The organism is Alkalicoccus daliensis (assembly GCF_900103955.1).
In the GTDB taxonomy this organism is placed as follows: domain Bacteria; phylum Bacillota; class Bacilli; order Bacillales; family Salisediminibacteriaceae; genus Alkalicoccus; species Alkalicoccus daliensis.
The window spans coordinates 240,351-253,400 of sequence record NZ_FNIL01000002.1 but is presented as its reverse complement, the minus strand read 5'-3'; the positions used below and the strand labels follow the sequence as shown (position 1 = coordinate 253,400).

Here is a 13,050-nt window from a genome sequence, read left to right as displayed (position 1 = left end):
TATGAATGATAAAGTGAATAGAGGTGTTTTGCTGGAGGATCGGTCAAATACATAAAAAACAGCTGCTGATATATAACTTCGGATCTTTTTATTGCAGCTGTGGAAGGAAGTTGGTTTTTTTGGAACTAATTTTTGTAAGACATGGAGAAGCAATTCACACGCTCGATCCTCCTGAAAGTCTGGACATTCTGCATCCATACCTGACGGATAAGGGAATTTTGCAAGCGAAAGATCTTAGGTCCACCCTTCCCTTATCATCAAATGATATTGTAGTGATCAGCCCATTAAAACGCACCCTGGAAACTGCAATGTACTGGAGCGATAATACAGGATGTTCCCTTATTGCCAATCCAATGATTGCGCCAAGAATATTTCCCCAGGCTTCTAAAACCCGCACCCTTTCGTGTGATAAATTAATGAGTAGAAACGATATAATGAAGGAATTCCCGGATGTAAAAATTCAAGAAGAAATACCAGAAAACTTGTGGGTTGAAGGAATAAACATTATCAGCAGAGAAGAGTTTTTCACGGTTGCTGATCAATTTCTTCATTGGTGCATGATGCTGGAAAAATCCAGAATCTATCTCCTTTCTCATGACGGGACTATCACTTCTTACCGAGAACTTATTTCCGGAAAAAAGTTATCCAGAAAGGATTTTCCGGAAGAAACTGATTTTTTCACCCTGGAAATCTAATCAATAAAACAAGTTAACGAAAAGAGGATATTTTTATGACCCAAGAAAAACTAACCTCCCTCCGCAGAAAGCAGCTGCTGCTCCAAACATTTCTGCTTCTGCTTGCCGCAGGGGCGCTTTACGTGATTCACCTGGCTTCTGGCCAATCGTTTCAAGCGGTGCAAATTTCCATCGCCGCGATCGGTATCGGCATTGGAATCTACAAGCTTATTCGAAAAAGATCCACCTGGGCGCCGGTTTCTATCCTTCAAGAAGTGCATGTCTATGAAAAAGAAAAGCTGGGAGCGGAATGGAGAAAAAATGATAAAAGCTCTGCTTTTTACTTTATCGGCTTCGGCATTATTTATATGGGACTCTCAATATGGCAGGGACCCCAGCCGATGACACTCCCTCCTGGATTCTTGTTGATAGTATTGATTCTCGCTGCAAGTATTCTCGTTTTTTTCAACTGGCTCAGCTTCCGCGAAGTAGATAAAGCGGAAGGGCCGGAAGACTTTATTCAAAATAGATCCAAGTACGCGGAAAATAAAATCGCCTTTCAGGTGACCGCGGTAATCGGGATCTATTTTACCGCCATGTTTTTAGGAATTGCACTCTATTCGCAGTAAAAAGGGGGATGCGCAGATTGAAAAATATTACACCTATTTCCACATGGTCCGCTGCAGAAATTAAACGCCTGCGGATCAGTCAGCTGATTGCCATCAACTGTATTAATATGAGTGCACTCGCGTTGATTTTTTATACGCTCACTGCCTATTCTCAGACGTTTACGCCATTCTTATATCTGCTCAGTATTTCGATGTTTATTTTTCATATCGTGCAGTATGAGCGTGCTTCCTCCACGAAACGCATGCTGCCGGTATTCCATAAAGCAGCGGAATATGAAAAAGCGAAGCTGGGAGAGGAATTTGAGAAGGAACAGAAAACAAAGGCGGTTTCGGGATTTGGCGCTGCCGGGCTGATTTTCCTCCTGGCACTGTTTTCACATAGTCCGGGTGCTGTTTCGCTGCATACGGAGTTTCTTGCGCTTTATATACTTATTCCTTTTATTGTTGGCAACATTGCCATATGGAAACGATTTTCCCGGATCGATCAGGCAGGCGGTCCGGAAGATCTCGAGGGAGAAACCGCACGTACGCACAAAAAAATGCTGATTGCTGGTACTGCCGGCCTGCTCCTTATCATTATTGTCATAATGATTCTCTCTGCTGCAACTGATCCAATGCGACGTTACTAGCGGCATATCCGCTTAAAAATATTTAGCTGAAAGTGAGGGTGGAGAGATCAAGCATTCTGTCATAGAAATAACAGATATTTGAGGTGTTGAGGTAAAAAAAAGCCTTTTTCATAAACGTTTGAAACCGAGGAGGATTGTATGGACAATCATAAGAAAAATTACATACTAATGTTTTTGGGAGGGATCGCAGCAGCCCTATTTATTTTGCCAATACTTCAAGCATTAGGAGTTCCATCCTTTAATGAGGTGTTAGTTTCTTTATTCGGGGAAGATAATCCATTGGCTTTAGCGTTCTCATTGCTGCTTGTGGTGATAGTAATTTTTTTGATGGTTAGACTTATTAAAAAAGATGGTTAATGCATGATTCAATGACACTTGATACTGGAGAAATATCACAAAAATGAACTGCTGAGTTGAGGCAGTTCATTTTTGTGAAGCTCATCCAAAATTCAATTGAATTGTCTTCTTCCTATTTAATGTTTTTCGATTAACACAGTGATATTTTCTTCACTGACAGCAACATTTTCAGCTTCAGCCACACTTTCCATAGTATCTACTACAATTTGTTCCAGTTTGTCTTTTTCCATATTTGCTTCCGCTGGCAGGCCAAGCGAACAGGAAAGTTCCATCTGCCCTTCGTCTATACCACTGCTTACCATTATATCTATATCTTCCGCTGCAAGCTCTGTTTCTTCTGCTATAGACTGCAAAATATTATTTTTTAAAACAGACAGTAAGTGTTGCGCTTCTTCCTCTCCCTCTACTTGTACAGCCTCCGCCTTCACTTCTACTTCGTTGTTTTCTCCACTGCACCCAGCAAATAAAGTGGTACAAATTAAAATCCCTGGAATAATTAACTTTTTCAAAATTTCCCCTCCTTAGTAATGTAAATCCCTACAGAATTATAGCATATTTTACCAAATGTATATATTTTCAGCTCGTTTTATAACATTAAATTGTAAACATTTATTGACAGAGCCAATTTCATAATTACATTTTCAAGGAGAATTGACGAACGTTCATTGACACTAAACATATAATGTTCTTTTTTCATAAGTATTCCGGAGTGACAGGCGGTGACTCCCGGAGGATCAGCGCAGTCTGAAGATCCAATAAGACAAAGTTTTTTTATCGTCCTATTTAGCTGAAGACAAGCCCTTGGGAAAGCACCCGTCTATAACGAAGGAACCCTCTATTGTTCGTTTTAAATTCTCTGATTTTGTATTATGAAATTGCCTCGGCAATATACTTTTAAAAAATATTCATGAGAGAGGAGAAATAACATCCATACTGTCAAAAAAAGCTCCTTGAAATCATGGAAGAATTGCCTGCTGAAGAAGCAGCCATTGTTTTAAGTTTTGCCGGATCTTTATATGTGAAAAAGCACTAACCCGGTTTCGGATTAGTGCCTCGTTTCACATACTTTCTCGCTTTGCGCCGCCTTTTTCCACGAGGCGCCTGCAGGTTTCCCGCTTGATCATTTTATGCGGTACGATCATTTTCTTTGGTTCCACGGACGGGTGCAGAATTTTATCAATGAGCAGATTCGCCGCTTCGTAGCCGAGGCTGTAGATGTTAATATCCACCGTCGTCATCGGCGGTGCGGAGAGCTCGGAAATCATCACGTTGTTAAAGCTGATGATCGAGATGTCTTCCGGCACGCGCACTTCCATTTCGCTCAGCATCCGCATGACGCCGAACGTCATGATATCGTCCGCGACAATCAATGCCGTCGGGCGTTCTGTAAGGCTCATCAAGTCAATGACCGCTTCCTGTCCGCCTTCCTGAAGTTCTTCATGAAAAACAATGTATTCATCCCGCGGCTCAATTCCTGCGTTTCGCAGGGCCTGGTTGTATCCCTGCATATGGTCGATAGTGACGACGTTATCCAGGTTGCCCCCGACAAACGCAATCTGCTTATGTCCCAGCAGCAGTAAATATTCTGTCACTGTTTTCGCAGCTTTGAAGTTATCGTTATTCACATAAGTAATATTGAACAAAGACTCATCATAGGGCCTGCCGATCAGTGTAAAAGGAAAATCCTGCTCGTGCAGATATTTCAGCACTTTATCATTCACTTTGGAATACAGCAGAATAATTCCGTCCACACGCTTTCCCTGCACCATGTGCTGGACTTCTTCAATTATTTCTTCATCCGACTGTCCGGTGGAAAGATACAATCCGTATTCCAGCTGGTGCGCTTTCGTGCTGATGCCGCGGATTACTTCCGGGAAAAACGGATTCTGGAAAGTTTTATTCGCGGAGTTCGGCATAATAATCCCGATAGTCTTCGTCGATTGATTTGCCAGACTGCGCGCATTAAAGTTCGGATGATAGCCCAGCTCCTTCATCGCTTCCCGTACCTTTTCCTTCGTCCGTTCGCTGATGCGGGGACTATTGGAAATTACACGGGAGACAGTAGACGGGGCAACTTTTGCGACCTTCGCTACATCTTTTATCGTTACCGTCATGACGTTTCATCCCTTCTTCACGTTCTGACCGCTCATTTACCGGCCGCTGTTAGTTATATCTTATTATTGTAAATGTTTTCTAGCTGTATGCAAAGGCTTTCTTCCCGACGCCTTTATTTCTTTCATGAAAAAGAGAGGAGACTGCGCGCCTCCTCTCTTGCTCTCGCTGCCTTATCCTTTTGTTGCTCCGGAAGTGAGGCCGGAAATAAGATAACGCTGTAAAAAGAGATATACTGCAGCAATAGGAACTGCGATCAGGATTGCGCCGGCTGCGAACCGGGTGAAGTTGTTTGCAAACTGATCGTTAACGAAGTTAAACAGTCCAAGCGCGAGCGTGAAGTTTTCCGGGCTCCGCAGCACGATACGCGGCAGGATGAAATCCATGAACGGCGCCATAAAGTTAAACAAGGCAACTACTGCCAGAATCGGCTTCGCAAGCGGAAGCATGATCTGGAAGAAGATCCGGAAGTGCCCGGCACCATCGATTTTCGCTGATTCGTCGAGCTCGCGTGGAATTGTGTCAAAGTAGCCTTTTACAAGAAACGCATTCATCGGGATCGCGCCGCCGATGTAAATAATTATCAGGCCGATCAGGCTGTCGAGCAGGTTCACTGTATTTAACAGGATGTATAGTGCCACCATCGCCATTAAGACCGGGAACATCTGCAGCAGCAGAAACGCATACAAGCCGTTTTTCCGTCCTTTAAATCGATAGCGTGAAAATGCATATGCGGTTAAAGCGATCATAAAGGTCGCGATCACCGTTACCGAAACTGCCACGATTAAAGTGTTCTGATACCAGAGCAGATAGTTGCTGCGCGGGTCAAAAAACAGCCACTCATAGTGCTCCAGCGTAAAGTTTTCCGGGATGATGGAAGCGCCGTACACGCCGCTTCCTGTATTTAATGATACTCCCAGCGTCCAAAGAAGCGGGTACAGAATAATTACAAACATAATCAAAATTACTGTATAGCTGCCAAACAGCTCCAGGCGTGTTTTTGCTTTTCTGCTCATTGGTTTTCTTTTCGCAGCTGCCATTAGAATGTCCCCTCCTCTTTAAAGGAACGTGAACGACGGAACTGGAAGAAGGCAAAGCCTGCGACCAATAGTCCAAGAATAATCGAAATTGCCGCAGCCATGTTAAACTGCTGGTTTTCGAACGTCAGTCCATAGATCCATGATATTAATATGTCCGAGCCGCCGGCGGTCTGTCCCCGGACGGCAGGGCCCCCCTGGTTAAAGAGGTAAATGATATTAAAGTTATTAAAGTTAAACGAATACTGCATAATCAGCAGCGGTGCCGTTGCGAACATCACGTGCGGGAATGTTATGTTCTGGAACTTCTGCCAGCGGCTTGCGCCGTCAATGTCGGCCGCTTCATACCAGTCTGCAGAAATACTCTGCAGCACACCGGTGAAAAGGGCGTAAACAAACGGGAAGCCGAGCCACACCTGAATCATAATAATCGCAATTCTCGTCCACAGCGCGTCTGTCAGCCAGGGAATGCTCATCCCGAAAATCGGTTGCAGAATCGCCGTATTGATCGCACCGAAGTTGTCGTTAAATAATGCAGAAAAGATAATGATCGTTGTAAACGCAGGCACTGCCCAAGGTAAAATGAACACTGTGCGAATAAGTTTTTTAAATTTAATGCGCGGATCGTTGACGATTGTTGCCAGAAATAATGCGAGCGCAATCTGCAGTGTCGTTGCGACAAATGTCCAGATCAGCGTCCAGGAAAGCACGTTAATAAACGTGTTTCTCCATTCGGAGATGGCAAATAAATTTACGAAATTCTCAAAGCCGACCCACTCCAGGATATTCCGTGGCGGTGCATTGTAAAGATTGTAGTTTGTGAATGCGAGAAATACCATAAAAAGCAGCGGGAAAATGACAACGAAAATAAGCAGTATTAATCCCGGTCCTACGAGTAAGTATGGAAAGCTTGTATCCCATGCGTTTTTAAAGCCTTCTGAAATATTTGGTACTTTCCAGCCTAATTGAATTCTCTTTGCGTCTTTGAACGCGTCCTGAATATTCAGCGTATAAAAAGCGAGGAAAAATGTAGACAGGATGAGTGCCAGTATCCCGTTACTTAAAAATACCCGTGAATCATCTTCCCGCGGTACTTCCCCCAGTGTTACCAAGCCCTGCAGACCAGTAGTAATAAAATCGATTGCAGCGATAACAAAAGCAGCAAAGAGAATGAATAAGGCAGCACCTTTGATAAATCGTTTATTGTACGCTTGTCCAAACCCCGGGATAATCGAGAGCAGCGCCGCTGTCTTCGGATTATGTTTCGGGTTTACCAGGACTCTATTGTCTTGTTCTTTTTTTGCTGCCATAAATGTGTCCTCCTGATCATTAAAAGAGTCGGGATTGGAAATTAACATTTCCAACCCCTCGTCTTCATCTTCATTTAGTTGCCGGAGATCGCGATCTGCTCACGAATCTGTTCTACTGCTTCGTCCAATACTTCCTGCGGGTCATCTCCCTGGGAAATGAACTCCATTGCTTCTCCGATTGGATCCCATACCTGCGTCATCTCAGGGATGTTCGGCATTGGCTCCGCATATTCTGTCTGCTCGAAGATCGGTGCCATGAACTCATCATCGATTTCCACCGCAGTGTGTGCAGGCAGTTCTCCTGCAGTTTCAAAGTACGTTGTGGAGTTTTCTTCATTTGTTAAGAATAAAGCAAGCTCTGTTGCCCAGTATTCATTCTCTGTGTAATAGTTTACGAGCCAGCCTTTATTTCCGGAGAAAGAGCTGAGACGCTCGCCATCCTGTTCCGGCAGCGGCGCTACAGCCAGGCTGTCGCCGAGTGCAGATTCATATTCTGGAATAGACCATGGGCCGGTTACTACCATCCCCGCATTTCCTTCTGTAAACAGTCCATTCATGATGTCCCCGTCAATTCCTGTTGGAATGAGGTCTTCTTCAAACCAAGTTTGAATTGTTTCTGCTCCTGCAACCGCACCTTCTGTATTTAACCCGATATCCTCCGGATCATAAACACCATCTTCATCCTGCGCAAATACGTAACCGCCCTCTGCAGTCAGGAATGGGTAGGTAAAGTAAAAGTTCGTTGCTTCCATCAGGAATCCGTAAGTATCACCGTCCGTCAGGTCTCTTGCTGTATCCATCAGGTCATCCATTGTTTCCGGTGCTTCCGGCACGAGGTCTGTATTGTAGAAAAGTGCATACGTTTCCACGACTGCCGGAATACCGTATTGAATTCCTTCATAGCTGAAAGAAGTAACTGCTTCCTCGTTATAGCCTTCCAGACGTTCCAGCTGGTCATCTGTTAATTCAAGCTCTGCTGCAAGCCCCTGCAGGTGGATGTCACCCAAGCGGTCATGCGGCTGGAAGAAAAGATCCGCGCCTTGTCCTGCTGATCCATCCAGTGACATACCTTCTGTCTGGTCAAGCATAGAATAAGGAATAATTTCTACTTCAATACCCTCTTCTTCTGTAAAACGCTCTGCAATTTCTTCATATGCATCGAGCTGTGATTCTTCATCATTCACCCACATAGACAAGGATTCCGGCTTTTCCGGCGCTTCGCCGTCCGCTGCTTCATTTCCGCCATTGCCTTCTGCGTTGTTTCCTTCTGCGTCATCTGTATTCTCTGCTGCATTATTCGCAGCATTATCATTTCCACCCGCGTCGTTGTTGCCGTCTGCATCATTTCCGCCGCATGCAACAAGTGCAAGTGACAGCGCAGGTACCATAGCCAGTGTAAACATAAGCGATTTACTTCTTTTCATCTTCTCATTTCCCCCTTGATAGATAATTTCATTTTCAGATTATCTCCTCCTGCATGCGAATGACAACGCTTACCGTAACCGTTTGCACAGCCTGGAAAAATAATAATAGCACCACTGTACTTACGATAGCGTTATGTAACATTCTCTCTGCAAATAAAGACAACCGCTTGCATAATGCTTCCAAATAAAATTCCACGAAGATAGTTTCCGTGAAATCGTTTGCATTACTTGCTGAATTCAATATACTACTTCCCCTAAATAAACACAAGCTTTTTTTAAAATTTTTTTTCGCCATTTTTAGTATAGTTCATTCACAAGTGCTGATATAACAACGTTTCAGAAAGAAATTTCACTATAAAATTTCATCAGATTTATCCTGGGAAAACTTTGTGCAAATGAAGGAACAAAGTTGCGCATTCTGTGAAACTTTCACTAACTTTATTTTATAGAGGCTGAAAATTTTTCACCGTAAAAAAGCTTCTGCATAAAATTTTTATACAAAAGCTCTGCCTGCGTATTATTTTTTCCCGCTCAGTCTTCTGTACTCCCCCGGTGTAACTCCTTCCCGCTGTTTAAACACCCTGGAAAAATAGCTCACATCGGTAAAGCCGCATTCCTGCGCGACTGCCTGCAGGTGATATTCTCCCTGCTGGAGCATTTCCTTCGCGAGTGTCAGCCGGTGGTGCGTCATATACTGATTCGGCGTCATCCCGGTCACGCGCTTCATCGATCTGGTTATGTAATCCGGGTGATAAAGAAGTTCCGCTGCCATATTCTTTACGAGAAATGGTTCATCGAGTGCATGCTCCTGCACATACTTCATCGTTTTATGCGCAACTTGCTGGGCACTCGAAGGAACCTGGAGTGATTCCTGCTGCACGTGAATCAGGAAGTCGAAAAAATACAGCTGCTGCCGCATCCGCTCTGCGGGATCGTTGGAAGCGTTCGGCTGCAGCAGTGTTTCAAAAAGTGCCATCGCCTGATCCCGCCTGCGGAAGCTTCCCTGCTGCTGCAGTGCCAGCTGGAATACATCAGGCGTTAAAAAGGTGTTGCGCTTCTTTAAAATCGTCGACCAGTCGACTTCCTGCCGGTCAGACAAATGAAAGTCATGCGGAAACGAAAAATGCGCCCAGTAAAATTCCGTTTTTACCTGGCACGGCTTTGGCCCCCCGTGCAGCCGCCCCGGCACTAAAATAAGATAATCACCTCTATGCAAGGTATACTGTATTCCTTTTTCTTCTATATAAAGCGTTCCTTCCTTTACAAAAATAAAATCAAATAAATGAAAGGTGCGGTAGAAATGCTGCTTGCCGGGCTGAAACTTTCCAATACCGGCTTTTATAAAGGTAGGCATCGGCGGTACTTCTGTAAGCAGATACGTCATTTTCTTTTCCTCCAGGTCGGTTTTGTCCATGTTGCTTCGTTTTTCTTCCTTTGTTCAGTATATCTTTTCGAGTAAGCTATGAAAAGATTAAGAGCGGATCTGTCCTATAGGAGAAAACTTTGGGATATTTTTAGTTCTTCACCATAACATGTAGGTGAAATACAGATAGTTATTTTTTCCCTTTGATGATTGCAGCCTTTGTGTCCATAGGGACGCTTTCCGGGCGGGCCGGCTTCAGCTAATTCCTTCCTCCGGTTCGTCGGGCAAAATGGATCTTCGAGTCGGCCAATTTTGCCTCGGAGCCGCCCCATTTCCACTTTGGCTGCAGAAGCAGTGTTATTTTGGGTAAAATCTTTTTCGATTTTTTCTTGTCAACTGCACTTCGTGGTGATGAACCATATTTTTATCAAAATTCTTGAAAAATACAGGTTTCCTATTATATAGAAGAAAGCTGGACGGACGTGTATTCTCCTTTGAAGGCATTTACTGTACATAAAAGCCGATTTACTGGTTTTTCATAAAGAGAATTTTCATTTATTCATCGTTTCTCACTTGAATCATACGCTTACTGTTCCAATAGAACCATCCGCTGAAAGGAGATGCGCCATGAGCCATACTAAGAAAAACGTTGCAAAATTATCTCTCTTCGCCCTCACATGGCCCATTTTTATTGAAATTATGCTGCATATGCTGATGGGAAATGCAGATACGCTGATGCTGAGCCAGTACAGCGATGAAGCTGTGGCTGCCGTCGGAGTGTCCAACCAGATTATGAGCGTTATTATTGTCATGTTCGGTTTTGTGGCTACCGGGACTACGATTCTCGTCGCCCAGTACCTCGGTGCAAAAAATCATCAGGGAGCCGGGCAGGTAGCTGTCGTTTCCATTGTCATGAATATTATTGCCGGCCTTCTCTTAAGCGTGCTGCTGTTTGGCTTCGGTCGTCCGATTCTTACGGCAATGAACCTGCCGCAGGAGCTGATGGAGCCTGCTTTAATTTACCTGCAGATTGTCGGCGGCTTTGCATTTGTACAGGCAGTCATTATGACGATCGGTGCTGTATTAAAAAGCCACGGCTTCACGAAAGATGTAATGTACGTCACCTTCGGCATGAATTTACTCAATGTGTTCGGAAATTACGTGCTGATCTTCGGCGCTTTCGGCGCGCCGGAACTCGGGGTTATGGGAGTAGCCGCAAGTACGGCAGCCAGCCGCACTTTAGGGACCGTTGTATTATTTTATCTTCTATTAAAACGGACACCTGACTTTCTGCCGTGGAAATATTTAATCGCTGCGTTCCCGAAAAGAGAAGTCCGCGATTTACTGAAAATCGGTGTTCCAACTGCCGGCGAGCATCTGGCGTATAACGGATCGCAGATGGTGATCACGATTTTTATTGCTTCGATGGGCACCGTGGCGCTGACGACAAGAGTGTATGCACTAAATATCATTATGTTCGCACTGCTGTTTTCGATTGCGATCGGCCAGGGCACGCAGATTTTAATCGGGCATATGATCGGGGAAAAACGGTATGAAGAAGCTTATCAGCGCTGCCTCCGGAGTCTTTGGATCGGCATTGCCGTCTCCACGTTTGTTTCAATTATGTTCTTTACATTCAGTGAGCAGCTTTTCTCTATTTTCACTTCCAACCAGGAAATTATCCAGCTCGGCTCACTGCTGCTATTGCTTACAATTCTTCTCGAACCTGGACGCGCCTTTAACCTGATCGTCATTAATGCGCTCCGGGCGGCAGGAGATGTGAAATTCCCCGTCTATATTGGAATTATGTCCATGTGGGGGGTCGCAGTTACCATCTCCTACGCTGCAGGTATCTGGCTCGGATTCGGTCTTGTCGGCATCTGGATTGCGATGACACTTGATGAATGGCTCCGGGGCATACTAATGCTGCGGCGCTGGAATTCAAAGAAGTGGAAAAAAATGTCCTTTACCACAGATATACGTGAAGAAATAGAAGATAGCAACAGCGAGAAAAAAAGTGAGGCATTTATGTAAAAATACTGTTTGGACTGCTGTACTATTTTATTCAGCAGAAGCGAATGATACACCTCTGCTGAAAGAGCTGTGTTCCAGTCTTGTGTAGCTTCCGTGCAGTGTAGAACAGTTTCTATACCCCCTTCTTCCTGTAGGTAAACTTTTGACAATCCTGCTCCTATCTGATTAAATAAAGGAGAATATCGCAGATTGTGGTATTTACTATACTTACGAAGGAAAAGGGGGAATTCATAGTGAAAAAAGTAACATCTTTATCAGCTTTACTTATTTCATCTGCGCTTTTCATGGCTGCCTGCGGTAACGATGGTGACAATGCCGGAAACGACACTGTCAACAACGAAACTACCAACAACAACCTGTCCGGTGAAGTGGACAACAGTGAAGACGGCAACGCTGTGGAAGACGTGAATGAGAACGAAAACGCAAATGATCCAGCTGCTGGGGAAGAAGGCGAAGCTGGAGACATCAGCAACATGCAGCTTGGTACTGGTTCTACCGGCGGTACGTACTACCCGCTTGGCCAGGAAATTGCAACAACGATCAATAACAACATTGAAAACTTCGATGACTTCGACTTAAGTGCGGTATCTTCCGGTGCTTCTGTGGATAACATCGTAAGTATTTACCAGGGAGAAATGGACCTTGGTATGACGGTACACCTTCCAGCGCTTGATGCCCTTACAGGTGACGGCGATTTTGAAGGCGTGGAAATCAATAACTTTGGTTTTATGGGCCACATTTATCCTGAAGTAATGCAGATTGTTGTTCCTGCAGATTCCGGATTCGAAACAGTAGCGGACCTTGAAGGTGCTTCTATTGCAATCGGGCCTCCAGGAAGCGGAACGCAGGCTGCGGCCCGTCTGATTCTTGAGGCGTACGGCCTGGAAGAAGGCGACTACGAAGCTTTTGAAGAAGGCTTTGATGATGCACAGGGCCGTATTCAGGATGGACAGCTTGACGCTTCCTTCGGCCTTCTCGGACTTCCGGCAGGCGGAATTGAAGAGCTTGCTGTTTCTGCAGATGTAGAGCTTTTATCTCTAACAGATGAAGGTATTGCTTATGTAGAAGAAAACAGCGGCTACGCTGCATTTGATATTCCTGGTGATTCCTATGACTTCATGGAAGAGGACGTGCAGGCAATCACTGCTTACGCGATTCTCGTTGGTTCTTTAGATACTATTGATGAAGAGCTAGGCTATGAAATCACAAAAGCAATGTTCGAAAACACTGGAGATATTGCCCACCCTCAGGGAGAGGCAATTACGGAAGAGGACGCGCTTAACGGTTCGGACGGACTTCCAATGCACCCAGGTGCTGAGCGTTACTTTGAAGAAGCAGGTATTCTGGACGAATAGCATATTGAAAGATGAGGCCGGACAAGCGTTTTATCGTCCGGTCTCCTTCTTTCCTATTTCCTGCGGATCCTTTGCTCTGTTACAAGAGACAGAACATCGAAGAAAATGCAGGAGCAGCAGCTCCTA

Annotated in this window: 13 protein-coding genes; 6 read left to right on the top strand and 7 right to left on the bottom strand. The window is 44.7% G+C overall.

The window, feature by feature from the left end; translation table 11 throughout:
• Window positions 1-119: 119 nt before the first annotated feature.
• From BLP92_RS05855 to BLP92_RS05840, 4 genes are all read left to right on the top strand, one after another.
• Complete coding sequence (locus BLP92_RS05855; protein WP_090841530.1) at window positions 120-695, top strand: histidine phosphatase family protein; 576 nt, start codon at window positions 120-122, stop codon at window positions 693-695.
• A 35-nt stretch (window positions 696-730) separates the two neighbouring features.
• Window positions 731-1,303: a hypothetical protein gene (locus tag BLP92_RS05850; RefSeq protein ID WP_090841529.1), complete on the top strand. Its 573-nt coding sequence runs from the start codon at window positions 731-733 to the stop codon at window positions 1,301-1,303.
• A gap of 17 nt (window positions 1,304-1,320) precedes the next feature.
• Window positions 1,321-1,932, top strand: a complete 612-nt coding sequence (locus BLP92_RS05845) for a hypothetical protein (protein ID WP_090841526.1) — start codon at window positions 1,321-1,323, stop codon at window positions 1,930-1,932.
• 138 nt (window positions 1,933-2,070) lie between these two features.
• Window positions 2,071-2,289 carry a hypothetical protein gene (locus BLP92_RS05840; protein ID WP_090841524.1) on the top strand — a complete coding sequence of 73 codons (219 nt, stop codon included), beginning with the start codon at window positions 2,071-2,073 and terminating at the stop codon, window positions 2,287-2,289.
• A 116-nt stretch (window positions 2,290-2,405) separates the two neighbouring features.
• Here the strand turns inward: BLP92_RS05840 and BLP92_RS05835 are convergent, their stop codons facing one another.
• The 7 genes from BLP92_RS05835 to BLP92_RS05805 all read right to left on the bottom strand — a co-directional run bounded on the left by BLP92_RS05835 (window position 2,406) and on the right by BLP92_RS05805 (window position 9,586).
• Window positions 2,406-2,798 (bottom strand): hypothetical protein, encoded by a 393-nt coding sequence (locus tag BLP92_RS05835; RefSeq protein WP_090841521.1) that lies wholly within the window; start codon window positions 2,796-2,798, stop codon window positions 2,406-2,408.
• Window positions 2,799-3,347: 549 nt separating this feature from the next.
• On the bottom strand, window positions 3,348-4,403 hold the full coding sequence (locus BLP92_RS05830) for a LacI family DNA-binding transcriptional regulator (RefSeq protein ID WP_090841519.1): 1,056 nt from the start codon (window positions 4,401-4,403) through the stop codon (window positions 3,348-3,350).
• A 171-nt stretch (window positions 4,404-4,574) separates the two neighbouring features.
• Complete coding sequence (locus tag BLP92_RS05825) at window positions 4,575-5,417, bottom strand: sugar ABC transporter permease (RefSeq protein ID WP_090841822.1); 843 nt, start codon at window positions 5,415-5,417, stop codon at window positions 4,575-4,577.
• A 23-nt stretch (window positions 5,418-5,440) separates the two neighbouring features.
• On the bottom strand, window positions 5,441-6,748 hold the full coding sequence (locus BLP92_RS05820; protein ID WP_090841518.1) for a sugar ABC transporter permease: 1,308 nt from the start codon (window positions 6,746-6,748) through the stop codon (window positions 5,441-5,443).
• 74 nt (window positions 6,749-6,822) lie between these two features.
• Complete coding sequence (locus BLP92_RS05815; RefSeq protein ID WP_090841516.1) at window positions 6,823-8,172, bottom strand: sugar ABC transporter substrate-binding protein; 1,350 nt, start codon at window positions 8,170-8,172, stop codon at window positions 6,823-6,825.
• A gap of 34 nt (window positions 8,173-8,206) precedes the next feature.
• A complete protein-coding gene (locus BLP92_RS05810) occupies window positions 8,207-8,413 on the bottom strand; it encodes a hypothetical protein (RefSeq protein WP_090841514.1) in 207 nt (68 codons plus the stop codon).
• Between the two features lie 276 nt (window positions 8,414-8,689).
• Window positions 8,690-9,586, bottom strand: coding sequence for a helix-turn-helix transcriptional regulator (locus BLP92_RS05805; protein WP_090841513.1), 897 nt, complete (start codon window positions 9,584-9,586; stop codon window positions 8,690-8,692).
• Window positions 9,587-10,162: 576 nt separating this feature from the next.
• Here BLP92_RS05805 and BLP92_RS05800 point away from each other — a divergent pair.
• Together BLP92_RS05800 and BLP92_RS05795 are read left to right on the top strand one after the other, a co-directional pair.
• The gene (locus tag BLP92_RS05800) at window positions 10,163-11,569 is read left to right on the top strand and encodes an MATE family efflux transporter (RefSeq protein ID WP_090841511.1); all 1,407 of its coding nucleotides are present in this window, start codon (window positions 10,163-10,165) and stop codon (window positions 11,567-11,569) included.
• A gap of 233 nt (window positions 11,570-11,802) precedes the next feature.
• The gene (locus BLP92_RS05795) at window positions 11,803-12,924 is read left to right on the top strand and encodes a TAXI family TRAP transporter solute-binding subunit (protein WP_342028379.1); all 1,122 of its coding nucleotides are present in this window, start codon (window positions 11,803-11,805) and stop codon (window positions 12,922-12,924) included.
• The last annotated feature ends 126 nt before the right edge of the window (window positions 12,925-13,050 follow it).

What these genes read in the sequence shown, in the direction of transcription:
- BLP92_RS05850 (WP_090841529.1), top strand. Translation starts at nt 731, where the DNA reads ATGACCCAAGAAAAACTAACCTCCCTCCGCAGAAAGCAGCTGCTGCTC.
- BLP92_RS05830 (WP_090841519.1), bottom strand. Translation starts at nt 4,403, where the DNA reads ATGACGGTAACGATAAAAGATGTAGCGAAGGTCGCAAAAGTTGCCCCG.
- BLP92_RS05815 (WP_090841516.1), bottom strand. Translation starts at nt 8,172, where the DNA reads ATGAAAAGAAGTAAATCGCTTATGTTTACACTGGCTATGGTACCTGCG.
- BLP92_RS05820 (WP_090841518.1), bottom strand. Translation starts at nt 6,748, where the DNA reads ATGGCAGCAAAAAAAGAACAAGACAATAGAGTCCTGGTAAACCCGAAA.
- BLP92_RS05825 (WP_090841822.1), bottom strand. Translation starts at nt 5,417, where the DNA reads ATGAGCAGAAAAGCAAAAACACGCCTGGAGCTGTTTGGCAGCTATACA.
- BLP92_RS05805 (WP_090841513.1), bottom strand. Translation starts at nt 9,586, where the DNA reads ATGGACAAAACCGACCTGGAGGAAAAGAAAATGACGTATCTGCTTACA.
- BLP92_RS05840 (WP_090841524.1), top strand. Translation starts at nt 2,071, where the DNA reads ATGGACAATCATAAGAAAAATTACATACTAATGTTTTTGGGAGGGATC.
- BLP92_RS05800 (WP_090841511.1), top strand. Translation starts at nt 10,163, where the DNA reads ATGAGCCATACTAAGAAAAACGTTGCAAAATTATCTCTCTTCGCCCTC.